Source organism: Caulobacter sp. 05L422, from assembly GCF_056397765.1.
In genome coordinates this window covers 149,613-165,861 of the sequence record NZ_JBFTOB010000001.1, presented here as the reverse complement: position 1 = coordinate 165,861, position 16,249 = coordinate 149,613, and the positions used below count along the sequence as shown (strand labels likewise).

At 70.2% G+C, this 16,249-nt stretch carries 10 protein-coding genes; 4 read left to right on the top strand and 6 right to left on the bottom strand.

Features of this window, described 5'->3' with window-relative positions; genetic code table 11:
- Positions 1-227: 227 nt before the first annotated feature.
- Together AC1DMQ_RS00705 and AC1DMQ_RS00700 are read right to left on the bottom strand one after the other, a co-directional pair.
- Positions 228-2,201 (bottom strand): sensor histidine kinase, encoded by a 1,974-nt coding sequence (locus AC1DMQ_RS00705; RefSeq protein ID WP_477031626.1) that lies wholly within the window; start codon positions 2,199-2,201, stop codon positions 228-230.
- The gene (locus AC1DMQ_RS00700) at positions 2,188-2,880 is read right to left on the bottom strand and encodes a response regulator (RefSeq protein WP_477031625.1); all 693 of its coding nucleotides are present in this window, start codon (positions 2,878-2,880) and stop codon (positions 2,188-2,190) included. The genes AC1DMQ_RS00705 and AC1DMQ_RS00700 overlap by 14 nt, the downstream gene beginning before the upstream one ends.
- A 379-nt stretch (positions 2,881-3,259) precedes the next feature.
- On the opposite strand from AC1DMQ_RS00700, the gene AC1DMQ_RS00695 reads away from it, so the two are divergent.
- Positions 3,260-4,708: an MAC/perforin domain-containing protein gene (locus tag AC1DMQ_RS00695; protein ID WP_477031624.1), complete on the top strand. Its 1,449-nt coding sequence runs from the start codon at positions 3,260-3,262 to the stop codon at positions 4,706-4,708.
- A gap of 75 nt (positions 4,709-4,783) precedes the next feature.
- On the opposite strand, the gene AC1DMQ_RS00690 is transcribed toward AC1DMQ_RS00695, so the two are convergent.
- Positions 4,784-6,247, bottom strand: coding sequence for an alpha/beta hydrolase (locus AC1DMQ_RS00690; protein WP_477031933.1), 1,464 nt, complete (start codon positions 6,245-6,247; stop codon positions 4,784-4,786).
- Positions 6,248-6,358: 111 nt separating this feature from the next.
- Here AC1DMQ_RS00690 and AC1DMQ_RS00685 point away from each other — a divergent pair, with 111 nt between their 5' ends.
- On the top strand, positions 6,359-7,834 hold the full coding sequence (locus AC1DMQ_RS00685; RefSeq protein WP_477031623.1) for a LytR/AlgR family response regulator transcription factor: 1,476 nt from the start codon (positions 6,359-6,361) through the stop codon (positions 7,832-7,834).
- Here AC1DMQ_RS00685 and AC1DMQ_RS00680 read toward each other — a convergent pair.
- The 3 genes from AC1DMQ_RS00680 to AC1DMQ_RS00670 all read right to left on the bottom strand — a co-directional run bounded on the left by AC1DMQ_RS00680 (position 7,786) and on the right by AC1DMQ_RS00670 (position 12,117).
- Positions 7,786-11,016, bottom strand: a complete 3,231-nt coding sequence (locus AC1DMQ_RS00680; protein ID WP_477031622.1) for a family 78 glycoside hydrolase catalytic domain — start codon at positions 11,014-11,016, stop codon at positions 7,786-7,788. The genes AC1DMQ_RS00685 and AC1DMQ_RS00680 overlap by 49 nt on opposite strands.
- Positions 11,017-11,023: 7 nt before the next feature.
- Positions 11,024-11,410, bottom strand: a complete 387-nt coding sequence (locus AC1DMQ_RS00675; protein WP_477031621.1) for a hypothetical protein — start codon at positions 11,408-11,410, stop codon at positions 11,024-11,026.
- A 95-nt stretch (positions 11,411-11,505) separates the two neighbouring features.
- Complete coding sequence (locus tag AC1DMQ_RS00670; RefSeq protein ID WP_477031620.1) at positions 11,506-12,117, bottom strand: TetR/AcrR family transcriptional regulator; 612 nt, start codon at positions 12,115-12,117, stop codon at positions 11,506-11,508.
- A gap of 177 nt (positions 12,118-12,294) precedes the next feature.
- Between AC1DMQ_RS00670 and AC1DMQ_RS00665 the strand changes: the two genes are divergently transcribed.
- Together AC1DMQ_RS00665 and AC1DMQ_RS00660 are read left to right on the top strand one after the other, a co-directional pair.
- On the top strand, positions 12,295-13,869 hold the full coding sequence (locus tag AC1DMQ_RS00665) for a carboxylesterase/lipase family protein (protein WP_477031619.1): 1,575 nt from the start codon (positions 12,295-12,297) through the stop codon (positions 13,867-13,869).
- Between the two features lie 26 nt (positions 13,870-13,895).
- Positions 13,896-16,127 carry a TonB-dependent receptor gene (locus AC1DMQ_RS00660; RefSeq protein WP_477031618.1) on the top strand — a complete coding sequence of 744 codons (2,232 nt, stop codon included), beginning with the start codon at positions 13,896-13,898 and terminating at the stop codon, positions 16,125-16,127.
- Positions 16,128-16,249: the final 122 nt, after the last annotated feature.

Below are 16,249 nucleotides of genomic sequence, written 5' to 3'. Positions count from 1 at the left end.
CGGCCACCCAGCGTGGCGCCGCCCATTTTCGCGGCACTATGCCGCAAATCTTAACCGGATAACAGTGATCGCGGAACGATCCACCCGAAGACGCGCTCACGCGACGCCGTAATCATGGCCTTCCCGGGCGGTCGGGCGTTGTAGGACCAGCCGGGTCGAGGGGGAAACCTTCAGAGGACCATGCCCTCAAGCCGCCGGGTGGATGACCCCTACCGATCGTGAGGCTCCTATTCCGCCGCCTGGCGCGGCTCGGCCGCCGGCTTGACGACGGGCAGCGCCAGGACCAGGCACGCGCCCCGCTCGCTCGGGGCCCAGACGATGGTCGCGCCGATCGCCTCGGCGCGGCGCAGCTGGTTGGCCAGGCCGCGGCCGCCGTTCGACGGCGCGGCCGGGTCGAAGCCGGCGCCGTCGTCGCGCACCCGGATCTCCACGCGGTCGCCTTCGGTGGTCACGGAGACCCGGATCTCGCCCGCTCCCGAATGCTTGAGGATGTTGGCGAAGGCCTCCTGCAGGATGCGCAGGATGTGCAGGGCGTGGCGCTGGTCCAGCCACTCCAGCGGCGGCACGTCGTCGGCGTTCCAGATCAGCTTGACCCCGCTGGCCTCCAGCCTCGGCTGCAGCCGGAACCGCAGGGTGGCCAGCAGCAGCAGCAGGTCGGTCTCGACCGGCTCCATCGAGTCGATGGTCAGCTTCAGGTCGTCGATGCAGCCGCGCAGCACCCCGACCAGATCGAGCTTGGCCGCCCGTCCGTTCTCGACCACGCGCAGCGCGCCGACCAGGGTCGAGCCCAGGCCGTCGTGCATGTCCTGCATCAGCCGCTGGCGCTCCTGGTGCAGCAGTTCGCGGTGCTCGACCTCGCGCAACCGCGCGTGGCTGTCGGTCAGTTCGGCCTCGCGTTGGGCCAGGCGCCGGGCGAGGTCGGCCTTGGCCAGGGTCGCCGTCTCCAGCGCCTCGATGTAGCGGCGGAACATGATGTACCAGAAGACGATGGTGATCCCGACGCCGGCGAAGTTGGTCAGGAACACGCTCTCGATGTTGACCAGGTTCTGCTGCAGGCCCCAGTCGTAGGCGCCGGCCCCGATGGCCAGCAGGCTCCAGGCCGACAGCAGCATGGCGAAGGTCGAGCCGGCCCGCACCGACTGCCGCATCCCGTTCACCGACACCACCAGGCCGACGATCAGGATGTTGATGTAGACCAGGGACGAGATCAGCGTCGCGTCCAGCAGGCCCGGCAGGGTGGCCAGGGTCCAGCCGGCCCCGTTGGCGACGATCGCCCAGGTCAGGCGCGGCTGGCGCACGCCGTGGAGCTGGGCCGCGAACAGGTGCAGCACGATCATCATCCAGTAGAGCGAATTGACCGTGATCCAGCCGAACCAGGCGTCGGAGACCATCAGCGGCTGCAGGCCGACGAAGGTGTGCAGCATGCGCAGGAAGCAGACCACCGACATCAGGAAGAACAGCAGGTAGATCGGCTCGCCCCGCCGGCTGAACCAGACGAACAGGGCGAAGACCCCGGTGGCCAGGAACGAGGCGGCCGAGAAGGCCGGCAGTCTCACCTGGAAGGTGTCGCGCAGGTCGTAGCGCGGCGCCAGCTGGCGATGCGTCCCGATCCAGACCGACGAGAACGCCCCGCCGATGCCGCGCACGTGCTGCAGCCGCAGGTCCAGGGTGCGCGGCGGATGCGAGCTGGTGGTGTGCGGCAGGGCGATCCAGATCGGCTGGTTCGAGCCGTTCCATTGCAGGTTGGCGTGCGACTGGTAGACCAGCGCGCCATCGGCGTAGACGGCCAGCGAGCCGTCCGACTTCCAGCGCGGGATGTAGAGGTAGAGCTGCTCGCCGTCGTCGGCCAGGGCCGGGACCTCCAGGCTGTACCAGCTCACCTGGGTGGCGATGCGCTGGGGCGAGGGATCGGTGCTGGGCAGCCAGGCCGGGGCCGGGGCGTAGGGCAGCCGCACCACCGCGGCCCCGTCGCGCGGAACGGCTCCCGCGCTGGTCGCCGGGGGCGGCTGGTAGCCGGTGGTGTCGTACCGGACGAGGCTGGCCGAGCCGATCCGCTCGCCGCCGCCGGCCATCGAGATCGCCAGGGCCAGGACGACGAGGATGGCCGCCGCCGCCGCGAAGCCGAGCCAGGACGGCCACCGCGCGAAGGGCGGCGCGGCGCCGGAGGCGACCTCGGACGAGGCGGGACTAGAGGAGCCCATGGGCCCGCGCCTCGAACACCGCCTCGGTCTTCGAGCGGACCTCCAGCTTGGTGTAGATGCGCCGCACGAAGGTCAGCACCGTATTGCGCGAGACGTTCATCAGCTCGGCGATCTCGTCGAACGAGAAGCCCCGGGTGATCAGCTGCAGGGTCTCCTGCTCGCGCTCCGACAGGCTGGGCGCGGCGGCCTTGTCGGCGGCCGCCGCGTCGTCGGTCGAGACCGGCTTCTCGTCGGGCCGAAAGCGCATCAGCACCTGGCGGGCGATGCGCGGGCTGATCGGACTGCCGCCGCCGTGCAGCACACGGATGTCCTCGGGGATGGCCGGCAACGCGCTGTCCTTGAGCAGGTAGCCGCTGGCGCCGGCCTCGATCGAGGCGATCACGTGCCGCTCGTCGGCGAAGGTGGTCGAGACCATGATGGCGCAGTCGGGCCACAGGGCGTGGGCTTCGCGGATGACGTCGATGCCCGAGCCGTCGGGCAGGCCCAGGTCCACGACCAGCACGTCGGCCGCCGGCCCCTGCAACAGGATCCGCGCCTGGGCCACGGTGGCCGCCACGCCGATCACCGAAAGATCCGACGCGGCGCCCACCGCCGCGCGGAAGGCGTCCTGAAAGGCCACGTCGTCCTCGACCAGGACGATGGCCAAGGGAGTCGGATGGGGCGTCGCCTCGGTCGTCATGTCCCTCCCCTGCGCGCGTCGACCGGAAAACCCGATCCCATAAGGATTCGCAGAGCTCGCGCGAGTTGACGTCATCATATCTTGCGACAGGCCGAACGTTGCTCTCCGAGCGTCGACGAGGCAACTAGGCGTTGCTTGGGTCATCGAGACGAACCTTCGCGAAAGACGCGGGGAGCAAGCAAGAACGCCGGGGGGCCCGCGGGGGGCGAGGGACGAGGGACGCCAGGTCGGCGTCGTCCGGCTGGGGGCCGGACGGCGACCAGCTCAGGCGTCCCTCGTCGAGCCCCACCGCCTCCTCCCGCCGAGTGCGCCGCGATCCTGGTGGGCGGCCTTGAGAGCCACCACGGCCAAAAAAAGAAATCTCGTCAGGGAGGGCGGCATGCCCAATTTCAACACGACTCTCGAAATCTGCGCGATCGATTCCCGGGCCGGCAACATCTTCGGCTCCGGCGTGAACTGCATCACCGGCGGCGTGGTGTCCGGGGCCAACTGCGTCGGGAACATCGTCAAGCTGGCGCCGCAACAGCGCAACCAGGACAATCTCAACGTCAAGGTCGTCAAGAGCAGCTCGGACTTCTCCGATTTCCTGAACGCCGGCGGCGCCGTGTCGGCCTCGGGCCTGAGCTGGTCGGCCACGGCCTCGGTGGCCTTCGCCAGCGCGAACGCCTCGACCGACACCTCGATGTCGTACATGGCGCTGCGCGACGTTCGCACCGCCGACATCTATCTCGACATCACCAAGGCCACGATCTCGGCTGACGCCCTGGCCTTGCTGGGCGGTCCCAACGGCCCGACCAACTTCATCAACCGGTATGGCACCCATTGCGTGATCGGGGTTTCGTACGGCGGCTCGTTCGCCGGCTACATCCGCCTGGACACCCACTCGGCCAGCCACAAGGAATCGATCTCGGCCTCGATGTCGGCGTCGGCCTCGGGCTTTGGGATCAAGGGCTCCGTCAACGCCGACTTCAGCACCGGCCTGAGCTCGATCGTCGGATACTATGACCTGACCTCCAACTCCAGTCTGGTCGGGGCCTCCCCCGGCGCCGGCTTCAGCCGCACCGACCCGGACGGCATGCTCGGCGCCGCCCAGGCCATCATCCTGAGCGACAGCGGGATCCCGGACGTCAAGGGCGCGCCCGTCTCCTTCATCTGCGTCACCTGGGACCAGTTCTCGCAGATCCAGCAGAAGCTGAACGACATCGGCCAGCCCAACGCGCTCAGCCTCGGCTCGGCGCTGAACGCCCTGAGCCAGTTGTCGGCGGAATACGCGGCGCTGAGCTATATCATCGGCACCTGCCGCAGCATGATCACCAACGGCGAGTTCGCCATCCCCGCCCAACGCGGTCTGGCCGGTCGACTGATCAGCGCCGCCACCGCGGGTCAGGCCACGATCCAGAGCCAGAGCCTGGCCCAGCTGCAGGCGATGTCCTCCGGCGTGCCGCAGAGCCTGCTGATTTCCGGCGGGTTGAACGACCAGGTGCAGGCGCTGACGCACAATTCGCTGCGGATCAACGTGGCCTGGTACACAGACGAGGCCTTCGTCAACTGGGGCCAGCACAGCAGGGTGGTCAACGTGCCGATGAGCACCATGCCCAGCATCATCTCGGTCGATCACAAGGACGGGGTCGCCAACCTCTATGTCCACGTGGGCAGCGACCCGCAGGGCGACTACCTGGTCACGCGCTGGTACTGGAACGACGACTATCTGTTCGACAGCGCGCGCATCGACATCGGCGGCGACACCATCAACACGACCGTCGCCAGGGCGCAGTGGACCGGCGCGGCCTGGAACAACATCTCGGCCAACCTGGTCGACCAGGCCTGAATCCAAATCGTCCGAATACGGACGGATCACCGTGGAGGACGCCCTGACCGGCGCCCTCCACGGCTTCCGTTTCCATCACGCCAGCCGGAACTTCGGCGGCGGCAGGCTCAGGCGGGTGTCGGCCACCGCCTCGCCGCGGAAGAACCGCACCAGCAGAGCCTGCACGTCGGGATGGGCCTCGAAGACGTTGTGGCCGGCGTTCTCGACGATCACCCGCGACTTGCGCTGGAACTGGGCCGCCACCTCGTCCTGCTCGGCCAGCGGCGTGCGGCCGTCCAGCGTGCCCGCGACCAGCAGGGCGGGATGGTCGATGCGGATCGAGGTCCGGAAACCTTCGCCCAGGTCGGCGCCCGGGACGGCGCCCAGCAGCTGCGGCATCGGGAAGTTCAGCGCCTCGCCCAGCACGGCGGTCTTCGCCTCGCGCCGGATCAGGGCCAGGCGGCCCGGCGAGATGCCGGACGCCAGGTCCGTGGCCTCGGGCATGCCGGTCACGCCCAGCAGGTCGGCCACATCGCCCAGGAACGGCGCCAGCACGTCGGTCCGTCCCCCATCGAGGGCCAGGTACAGGCCCGGCAGCATGGACAGGGTGTTGGGGTTGGCGATCAGCCCGCCCGCCAGCAGCTGGACGCAGAAGCCGCCCATTCGGATCTCGCCCGGCGCGCCCTTCAGCGTGACCTTCGTCACGGCCGGCCGCGCCTCCAGATTGGCGTGCACGCGGCGCATCAGGGCCGGCAGGTCCGGCACGGCGGCGCGGACGGCCGGGTCGGCGGCCAGCAGGTCGTCCACCTGGCGCAGAAGCGCGTCGATCCGGGCCGGGCGCTTCACCGTCTGGTCCTGGCCCTCCAGGCTGGCCAGGGCCACGCGGTTCACCCTGTCGCCGTGGCGCTTGAGCACGCTGAGCGCCAGGTGCGAGCCGTAGCTGATGCCCCAGAGGTCGATCTTCTCCGCGCCCAGGTGGCGTCGCAGGTCGTCGATGTCGTCGGCGTTCTGCTCTGTGTTGTAGCCGGTCATGGCCACGCCGGCCTTGGTCCAGTCGACCCAGGCTTTCTGGAACTCGTCGCGGAAATACGACGTCAGCCCGGCTTCCGTGAACACCGGCGGCGGGCGCGTCGAGGCCGGCCGCGCCGGGATGCTCCTGGACAGGCCCGTGCCGCGCTGGTCGAAGGCGATGACGTCGGCCACTTCGCGCAACGCCATGAAGATCGGGAAGCGGGGTCCGGTCGCCGCCCCCGTTCCCTCGCCACCCGGACCGCCAGCCAGGTAGACGATCGGCGGACCGGGCTTGGCCGCCGTCGAGGCGAAGCGGACATAGCCCAGCCGGATCTTCCGCGAGCCGGGATCGCGCCGATCCTCCGGGACCTCGAAGAAGCCCCGCTCGGCGTCGGTCTCCTGGCCCTTCCGGTCCTTGAAGCGGAAAGGGCCCGCCTGGGTCGGAGCGGTGGGGGCCTGGCAAAACGCCAGGGCGGGAAGAGCCAGGCCCGGAAGAACCAGGCCGGCGGCGGAGAGCAGGGCGCGGCGATTGAGCGAGATGTGGGTCATGCCGACAGCTGAGCCGTCGGCGGGGCCGTCCGCCACGCCGCTTCGGTCAATGGCGCCCCATCATCGGCGAATGGCGGCGCATCTCGGCGAGCGGCGCCTTAGAGTGGGGCCATGTTCCGAACCCTGCTTCTCGGCCTGCTCCTGGCCGGCCTGACGACCCTGGCCCACGCCCACGACATGCGATGGCAGACCTGCCGCGGCGCGGCCGGGCCGGACGGCCCTGTGCTCAGCGACTGCCGTCCGATCCAGGATTTCGTCGATCCCCAGGGTCGTGAGCTCTGGATCCGCTCCATGATCGCCGTCCCGAGCGACACCCAGCCGCGCGCGCTCTATGTGGCGGGCGTCGCCTCGTCGGAGGTCTGGCTCAACGGCAAGCCCCTGGGCGTCAACGGCCGCCCCGGCGCCACGGCCCGGGAAGAGACCCCCGGGCGCTACCAGGCGGTCTTCCCGATCCGCGAGACCGCCTGGCGGCCCGGCGCGAACACCCTGGTGCTGCACCTGTCGTCCTTCCACGGCGGCCTGCGGTTCGCCCGCCCGATGAGCGCGATCGTCGTCCTGCCCCATCCCTATCCGTCGCGCATCGCGCTGCTGGCGGTCACCTTCGTGACGGCCGGCGCCCTGCTGGCGGCGGCGTTCGGCTTCGGTGTCATCCACGCCATGCGCCGCACCGGGTCCAGCCTGCTGCTGGCCGCCATGGCCGGGGTCGCGGCCCTGCAGGCCATCGTCGAGACCCTGCGGACGATGTTCGACTACCCCTATCCCCTGCACGCCTGGCGGATGAGCGCGATCTGGCTGCTGGCGGCCGCCTTCGCGGTCCTGCTGGTCAGCTATGTGGCAACCCGGTTCCTGCCCAGGGCGCGCGGCCTGATGATCGGCCTGACCCTGGGCGTGGTCGGCGCCACGGCCCTGCTTCCGGGCTTCGACTTCAAGACAGTCTGGGCGCTGATCCTGGGGGTGGCGCTGGCCGCCCTGCCGGCCGCGGCCGGCGTGTGGGACAAGCGACCCGGCGCGCGGCTGACCCTGGCCTATCTGGCGCTGTTCCTGGTGCTGGCCCTGGGCTTCCCCGAATGGCTGGCCGACTTCTCCTACTTCCTGCTTGCCGCCGGCCTGGTGCTGCCGCTGCTGGTGGTCGAGATGGTGCGGCTGGGCCGCGACGACCGGGGCCGCGAGGCCGCCCTGACCCGCGCCGCCAGCCGCCCCGACCGCCTGACCGTGGCCTCGGCGCGCGGCGTCGAGCTGGCGCCCCTCGCCGAGATCCTGGCCGTGGTGGGCGCCGACGACTATGTCGAGCTGCGAATGGCGGGCGGCCGCAGCCTGCTGCACGCCGCGCGCCTAGACGGTCTGACGACCCAGCTACCGGCGAACTTCCTGCGCATCCACCGCTCGGTGATCGCCAATCTGGACCACGTGCAGCGGCTGGAGCGCGACGGCGACCGCTGGCGGCTGCACCTGAGCGAGGGCGCGCCCCTGCCCGTCAGCCGCTCCCGCCAGCCCGCCCTGCGCGAGGCCCTGGACGCGCCTCCTCCCGTGGAGACGGTTCAGACCGGCCTGAACCGGAAGGTCCATTCCCCCGGCACGACCCCGTAGCCGGCCACATCGCCTCGCCGACCGAGCCAACGCGCGCCCGGGGGCGGACGGGTCAGCCGCGCGCCGCCGTTCGGGAGCCAGACCTCGCCGTCGCATGCGCCCGGAATGGCGACGTCCAGCGTGACCGCGCCGTCGGACTCGCGACGCCAGCGCGAACCGATCTCGCCGCGCGGCGTGACCAGGCGGGCTCCCGCCCGGGTCAGCCCGTCGGGCACGACGGGACGCACCTGGACGCGCGCATAGCCCGGCGCGGCAGGCCGGATGCCCGCCAGGCCCTCGTAGAACCAACTGCTGATCGAGGCGAAGTAGTGGTGGTTCCATGAGCGGGAGCCCAGGCCCCAGCCCTCGGGCATGCTGCGGATGTCGTTCTTCAGCCAGAAGCCCCAGCTGGGCTCGTCGGTGCGGGTCACGACCTTCCAGACCACCTCGCCATGGCCATGGTCGCTGAGCAGGCGCGGCAGGTAGCGCAGGGCGTAGACCCCGACGTCCAGCTTGTAGCCCTTGGCGGCGATGTCGGCGGCCAGGCCGTCCATCACCGCCTGGGCCTGTCCGTCCGGGACCAGGCCCAGCGCCACGGGCAGCACGTTCATGGTCTGGGCGTAGGGCGCGGGCTTGCCGCCCTCGGCCGGCGCGACATAGCGCCTGGCCGCCGCGTCCCAGTAGCGGCCGTTGTAGGCGGCGCGAACCTTGGCCGCGAGCTCGGCCTGGCCGGTCGCCTTGAGCATGTGGAAGGCGAAGGCGGTCGAGGTGGAGTCGACGGGCCCCGTCGGCCCGGCGGCGGCGTATTCGCCCAGGCCGTGGTCGTAGCGATAGTCCGGCGCCTTCAGGAAACCCGCCGTGTAGTCGGCCAGGCGCTTCTGCATCTCGCGCAACCGGGTCCCGATCCGGTCGTCGCCGAACCGCAGGGCCAGCTCCTCGGGCAGGATGAAGGCGGCGGCGTCCCAGGCCGGGGTCGGGCCCCAGATGTAGTTCCAGCCCGGCGAGTTCTCGAACCCGTAGAACGGCGTAGACGGCACGATCTCGGGCAGCTCGCCGCTGGGGGCCTGGGCGTCGACGAAATCGCCCAGCCATTTCTCCCAGGTGCCCACGACGTCGAAATTGATCGCCGCCGCGGCCGAGGAGGCCTGGGCGTCGCCCGTCCAGCCGTTCTTCTCCAGGCTGGGCGTGTCGGTCTGGGCGGCGTGCAGGTTGTTCAGCAGGCCCTGGCGGGCGGCGTCGTGGATCTGGTTGACCAGGTCGTCGCCGCAGTCGAAGACGCCGTTCGAGGTCACCGCCGAATGGATCTCGACGGCGACCACGGCATCGGCGGCGGGCGGTCCTTCCAGCCCCGTGACCTGCACATAGCGGAAGCCGCCATAGCCGAATGCCGGCCGCCAGGTCTCGCGTCCTGTCCCGGCCAGGGTGTAGCGATAGGTCATCAGCTGGGCGTCGATCAGCCCGCTGGCGACCTGGATCGCGCCGTCCTTGCGCAGCTTCTCGGCCAGCACCATCGACACTGTCCGCCCGGCGGGACCGGTGGTGTTCAGCTCCGGCGCGCCCGTGCGGATACGGCCGAAATCGAACAGCCAGACGCCGGGCTTCACCTCTTTCACCGACACGGCCGCATGGCGCGCGACCGGCGCGATCGGCTCGTGGACGGCGGCGACCAGGCGTCCGGCCGGCCCCTTCGCCGTCAGGGCGAGGTCCCAGCCGCGGTCGTCGAAGCCATCGACGCGCCAGCCTACGGGCTCGCGTCGGGCGTCACGCCGCTCGCCGGCATAGATCGAGTCCCACAGGCAGGGACCGTCCAGGGTCCGCCAGGTCCCGTCGCTGACCAGCACCTGGGTCGAGCCGTCGGCCAGCGCGATCTCCAGCCGCGCCTTCAGCGCCGGCTCGGCGGTCCAGGGCGCCTTGTGGAAGTACCATTCGTTGGGCTCGGTCACACCGTACCAGCCGCGTCCCAGCTCGGCCGCCAGCACGTTGTCGCCCGCCTTCAGCAGGTCGGTGACGTCGTGGGTCTGGTAGAGCACGCGCTTGTCGTAGGCCGTCCAGCCGGTGGCCAAGGCGCCGGCCCCGACCTGCCGGCCGTTGAGGCTGAGCGCCGCCCAGCCGCCGGCGGCGGTGTAGAGCCGCGCGCGGACGATCGTCCCGTTCACGACGAAGGCCCGTCGCAGCAAGGGCGCGGGATGGGCCAGGGGCGCGACGATGTCCTTGCCCGGCACGCCGGACGCGATCACCAGGCCCTGGTCGCCGACGTCGCCGCCGGTGAAGGGATTGTCGCCGTCCGGGAACGTGCTGGCGAAGCCCGGCCGATCCGGCGCCTTCAGCTCGACGGCGTGGATCGTCGCGGCCTCGGCCTCCGGGGCCAGGAAGCCGAAGGTCCCCTCGCCTTGGGTCGCGTCGTCCAGCGTCCCGACCGGCGCGCCGTCCAGGGCGAAGCGCAGCGACGTCCCCTTGGCCTCGATCGTCAGGCGACGACGTCGGCCGCCCAGCGGGACGAGCGTGGGCGGCAAGGGCCAGACCTGCAGACGCTTCAGCTTGACCGCCGGACTGGATCCGCCGGGATATTGCCGCACTTGCAGCATCAGCGACGGCGCGCCGTCCACCTCGCCGACGCGCAGCATATAGGCCTCGCCATAGGTCTTGCCCTCGGGGCGGGCCCGGAACAGCACGTCGAAGAACCGGCCCTTCAGGGTGAAGTCGATCGTCAGGGTCTGGTCGGCCCAGCCCTTGGGCGGCGCTGTGTGACGTCCGATCCAGGTCGCGTCACCCCAGTCCTTCGGCGAAAGCAGCCCCATCTCGAAGGCGGCGGGCGCGCTCCAAGGACCGGGCCGGCCGGACGCGTCCCACAGGCGGACGCGCCAGACGCGGCGGTCGCGCGCCGCCAGGGTCGGTCCAGCATAGGCGGCTTCGACCGTGTGGACGCCGGCGACCTTGCCGCTGTCCCAGGTCGTCCGGCCGGCCAGCAGATCGGCTTGGGAGGCCGCCACCTGCACGCGCCAGGCGCTCTGGCCGGCGACCGGCGGCCGCCACATCAGCCGGGGATGCGGCTCGTCCAGACCGATGGGCTCGACCGCGTATTCGGCGCGCGGGTGAACTGGCGACGCGGCCACAGAGGGCGCGGCCAGACTCTTGTCCGCCGCCAGCCAGCCGGCCAGGGCCGCCGCCCCGCCCAGGGCGCCGCGTCGCGTCGTGCCGGTCATCGGCGGATCAGTTCGCGGCGGGCGCGGCCGGGGTCGCGGGCGCCGGCACCTTGGCCAAGGCGTCGCCCAAGGCCTTCAGGCCCTCTTCGTCGAGATTGGCCTGGGGGAAGGCGGCCAGTTGGCGCGGGGTGAAGTTCTTGATCACCTGGGCGGTGTTGGCCTGCTCCTCGGGCGTGGCCTCGGGCTGGCCGGCCGCCTCGCCGCGCTTGCGGAAGAACTCGCCGAACACGGTGCGGGCGTTGGGATCGGCGAAGATGTCGGCGATCTTGGTGTCGAGGGTGAAGTAGGGTTGGGCCGCCGCGGCCTGCCGCGCGAGGGCCGCGCTGGGCGCCACGCCGCACAGGGCCATCGCCATCATGCCCGMCGCCAGGGCCGTCATCGTCGTCCGCGCCATCGCGTCATCTCCCCTATGCCTTGCGTCCGTCCTACTCGGCGGCGCTGGTTATCGACGATCACGTTATGCAGATGCATAACGAAAGTCGAGGGGTCTCAGCGCACCATGATCGCCACCAGCGCGTCGGCGTGGTCCTCGATCACCTTCGGATCGGAGGGGTCCAGGCCCCACACCCGCCGGACTTCGGGCGCCAGGGTGTAGAAGAGCTGGGCCGCGCCCACGAAGATGTAGACCGAGGCCGCCACCGAGACTTTGGGCAGGATGCCTTCCTTCTGGCACAGCACGATGAAGCGCTCGGCGGCGTTGCGGGTCTCGACGATGAACTCGTCGGCCGCCCAGCGAAATCGCTCGCTGTCGCGCACGCTCTCCTGGACCATCAGGCGGGCGTGTTCGGGATGACGCGCCGAATAGAGCACCACCGAGCGGATCACGGCCTTGGCGAAATCGCGATACGAGCCATGGGCCGGGTCGCCGGGCGCCGGCAGCTGCAGCTCCTCGGCCTGGCGCTTGAACAGGAAGCTGACGGCGGCGCGCCACAGGGCGTCCTTGTTGTCGAAATGATACTTGATCAGCGCATGGTGGACGCCGGCCTTGGCGGCGATCTCCCGCGTCGACGCGCCCTCGAAGCCTTGCTCGGAGAAGATCTCCAGGGCCGCCTGGAGGATGCTGGCCTGGGTGGCCGCCTTCTGGCGCGCGCGAATGTTCAAGACGGAATCCTCGTGGAATCGGGTTCGACGCAACCTGCGCGCGGGGGCGTGAGACTAGCAATAGTCGCACGGGAATGGAAATTGGCTCACCAATCGGTGAATCAGTCTCGACATTTCATTATACAACTGCATAACGTAACATATGGGACGGACCGAGAGAGTCCGAGGGAAACGCCGATGCTCGACTTGCGCCCGAAATCCACCCTGACCCGCCGCGTCGCGCCCGTGCTGGCCGTGGCGATCAGCCTGGCGGCCTGCGGGGCCAAGAGCCAGACACCGGCGCCGACCGCGCCCCTGGCGCCCGTCGAGGCGACGGTGGCGAGCGGCGGTCTGCGCGGCTACCTCGAGAACGATGTGCGGATCTTCAAGGGCGTGCCCTACGCCCAGCCCCCTGTCGGCCCGCTGCGCTGGCGGCCGCCGCAACCGGCCCAGGCCTGGGCCGGCGCGCGCGACGCCCAGGTCTTCGGGTCCGACTGCATGCAGAACCGGGTGGGCTGGGACGACACCCAGACCAAGCTGCCGGTCAGCGAGGATTGCCTGACGCTGAACGTCTGGACGCCCGCCAGCGCCACGAAGGCCCCGGTGATGGTGTGGATCCACGGCGGCGGCTACGTGATGGGTTCGGGCAGCCAGCCGGTGTTCGACGGCGCGGCCCTGGCCCGGCGCGGCGTCGTGGTCGTGACCTTCAACTACCGCCTGGGCCGCTTCGGCTTCTTCGCCCACCCGGCCATCGACGCCGAGCATCCCGACGAGCCCAAGGCCAACTACGCCTTCATGGACCAGGTGGCCGCCCTGGCCTGGGTCAAGGCCAACATCGCCGCCCTCGGGGGCGATCCCAGCCGCGTGACGATCTTCGGCCAGTCGGCCGGCGGCGGCTCGGTCGGCCAGCTGATGCTGATCCCCGAAGCGAAGGGCCTGTTCCGGCAGGCCATCGTCCAGTCGGGCGGCGGCCGCGACGTCTGGCCGTTCCTGGCGACCGACCGGCCGGGCAAGGTCTCGGCCGAGAGCATCGGCGTCGCCTTCGCCGACAAGGCCGGCGTGAAGGGCGCGGACGCCGCGGCCCTGCGCGCCCTGCCCGCCGCCAAGCTGCTGGGCAAGCTGGACCTGCTGAACGGAGAGGAGGCCACCTTCTCCGGACCGGTGGTCGACGGCCGCCTGGTGACCGGCTCGGCCGTCGAAGGCTTCGGCGCCGGCAAACAGGCCAAGATCCCGCTGCTGATCGGCGCCGCCAGCGACGAGCTGGGCATCATTCCGAGCTTCCTGAAGGGCATGTTCGCCGGCCGGCTGATCGGCCAGCTGGGCCTGCCCGAGGATCGGCTGCTGGCCGTCTACGGCGACAAGTCGGCGATGAACGCCGACCTGCCCAGCGACGCGACCTTCGTCGAGCCCGCCCACGCCCTGGCGACCCGCGCCGCCAAGTCCGGCCAGCCCGTCTGGACCTACAGCTTCGGCTACGTGGCCGAGGCCAAGCGCAAGGACTGGCGGGGCGCGCCGCACTCCAGCGACCTCGGCTACGTCTTCGACACCCTGGGCAAGCTGAAGGATCCGCCCTCGCCCGCCGACCAGGCGACGGCGACGCGCTGGGCCGACACTTGGGCGACCTTCGCCAAGACCGGCGATCCCGGCTGGCCCCGATACGACCCGGCGACCGACCAACGCATGACGGTGGCCAACGACGGCGCGGCCTTGAAGCCGACGCCGGACCGCATCCGCGCCCTGGGAGCCCTGAGGGACGACCAGGCCGGACGCTGAACAGACAACAAGAAAGAGGGGAAACAATGATCAGGTTGAAGACAGTGCTGGCCGTGGGCGTCTCGCTCACCGCCCTGGCGGCCGGCCAGGCCATGGCCCAGGAGACCAAGTCCGACGACGTGATGATGATCACCGAAGTGGTCGTCACCGCCCAGAAGCGCGAGGAAAAGCTGCAGGACGTGCCGGTGGCCGTCAGCGTGGTCGGCGAGACCGAACTGCAGCGCCGCAACATCGGCAACATCGACCAGCTGAAGCTGGTGGTGCCCAGCTTCGAGGCCACCTCGTTCGGCGTGTCGGTGCGCGGCGTGGGCACCTCGACCTTCTCGACCTCGATCGAGCCCACGGTCTCGACCGTGCTGGACGGCGTCGTGCTGGGCCGGCCCGAAATGGCGCTGGGCAGCTTCTACGACGTGGCCCGGGTCGAGATCCTGCGCGGTCCGCAAGGCATGCTGTTCGGCAAGAACGCCTCGGCGGGCCTGGTCAGCATCACCACCAACGCGCCCAAGATCGGCCGGCTGGAGGCCATCGGCAACTTCAACCTCGGCGAGGACGGCTACAACAAGTCCGACGCCACCGTGAACCTGCCGCTGGGCGACAAGGCGGCCCTGCGGGTCGGCGGCTTCGTCAACAAGCTGGACGGGGTGCTGAACAACAAGTTCGACGGTCGCCGCTTCAACGGCAACGACGAATGGGGCGGCCGCGCCAAGCTGCTGTGGCGGCCCAGCGACACCGTCGACGTGCTGATCACCGCCGACTACGCCAAGCAGGACCAGTCGCTCACCTGGTCGCCCTACGCGGTCAATCCGGTCGGCGCCCTGGCCTTCGTCTATGCCGGCTGCGGCGTGAAGGCCTCGCCCGAGAACACCGACCTCTGCATCGATGGCCCGCAGTACAAGGACCGCGAGAACTACGGCTTCGCGGCCCAGGTCGACTGGAGCCTGCCGGGCGGCCAGACCCTGACCTCGATCACCGCCGGCCGGCGCGACTTCGACTTCAGCAACGGCGACTCCGACAGCCTGCCGATCAACATCCTCAACGACAACATCTCCAACCAGGACCTGCGCCAGGTCAGCCAGGAACTGCGCCTGGCCTCGCCGACGGGCGGCAAGCTGGAATACGTGGCCGGCCTCTACTACTACCGCCAGAAGACCAACCAGGTGACCGACCAGACCGGCACCTTCGGGGTCTTCCCAGCCCCGGTGGTCAACTCCACGATCAACAGCCTGGTTGACGCCGCCAGCTACGCCGCCTTCGGCCAGGCCCACTATCAGCTGAACGACAAGCTGGCGCTGATCGCCGGCGCTCGATTGACCCACGACAAGGTCAGCCTGGACTTCCACCAGTTCACCCGCCCTGGCTATTTCGGGATCAACCCCACCGTCACCTTCGACGACACGGCCAAGGAGACCAATGTCTCCTGGCGGCTGGGGACCCAGTACCAGTTCGCCGAGCGGACCATGGGCTACGCGACGATCTCGCGCGGCTACAAGGGCCCGGGCTTCAACCAGACCGGCGTCAGCAACGCCACGACCAGCCAGGAGGTCGGCCCCGAGATCCCGACCAGCTACGAGCTGGGCGTGAAGACCACCCTGCTGGGCGGATTGGCCGTGCTGAACCTGGCGGCCTTCAGCACCAAGTTCGAGGACTATCAGGCCCAGACCGTCGACTTCACCCTGACCCCGCCCGCGTTCCGCACGATCAACGCCGGCGACTTGAAGACCAAGGGGATCGAGGCCGACCTGACGGCGATCCTCGCGCCCGGCCTGATGGTCACCGCCGCGGCGGCCTATATCGACGCCCGCTACGGCGACTTCGCGCCGATCTCGTGCGACCCGCTGGTGACGCCGACGGGTTGCGTGCTGATCGCGCCCGGCCTCTACGGCTACGACGCCTCCGGCCAGCGGCTGAGCGGGGTGTCCAAATGGAAGGCCAGCTTCGCGGCGATCTACGAACGTCCTATCGGCCACGGCCTGGCGTTCAACGCCTCGGCCGACTACGGCTGGCGCGACCGCTACAGCGCCTCGGCCACCGGCGATCCCGCCACCCAGATCGACAGCTACGGGATCCTGGGCGCCACCATCGGGATCGGGTCCGAGAACGACCGCTGGAAGCTGGCGGTGTGGGGCAAGAACCTGACCGACAAGCGCTATCCCAGCGCCCTGTTCGGCACGCCGTTTGGCGGCAAGGGCGACTACAGCCAGGTGCTGACCGGCGACGCCTTCCGCCGCTACGGCGTCACCCTGAACCTGCGCTACTGACGAAAGCGGGGTCGGCCTGGGGTCTTGCAAGCCAGGCCGACCTCGAAACGCCGAGGCCCGAGGCTTCGCGTTCGCTGACCGGAGGGGGAAATCCCCTCCGGTCTTTTTTCGTTTCGGAGCCT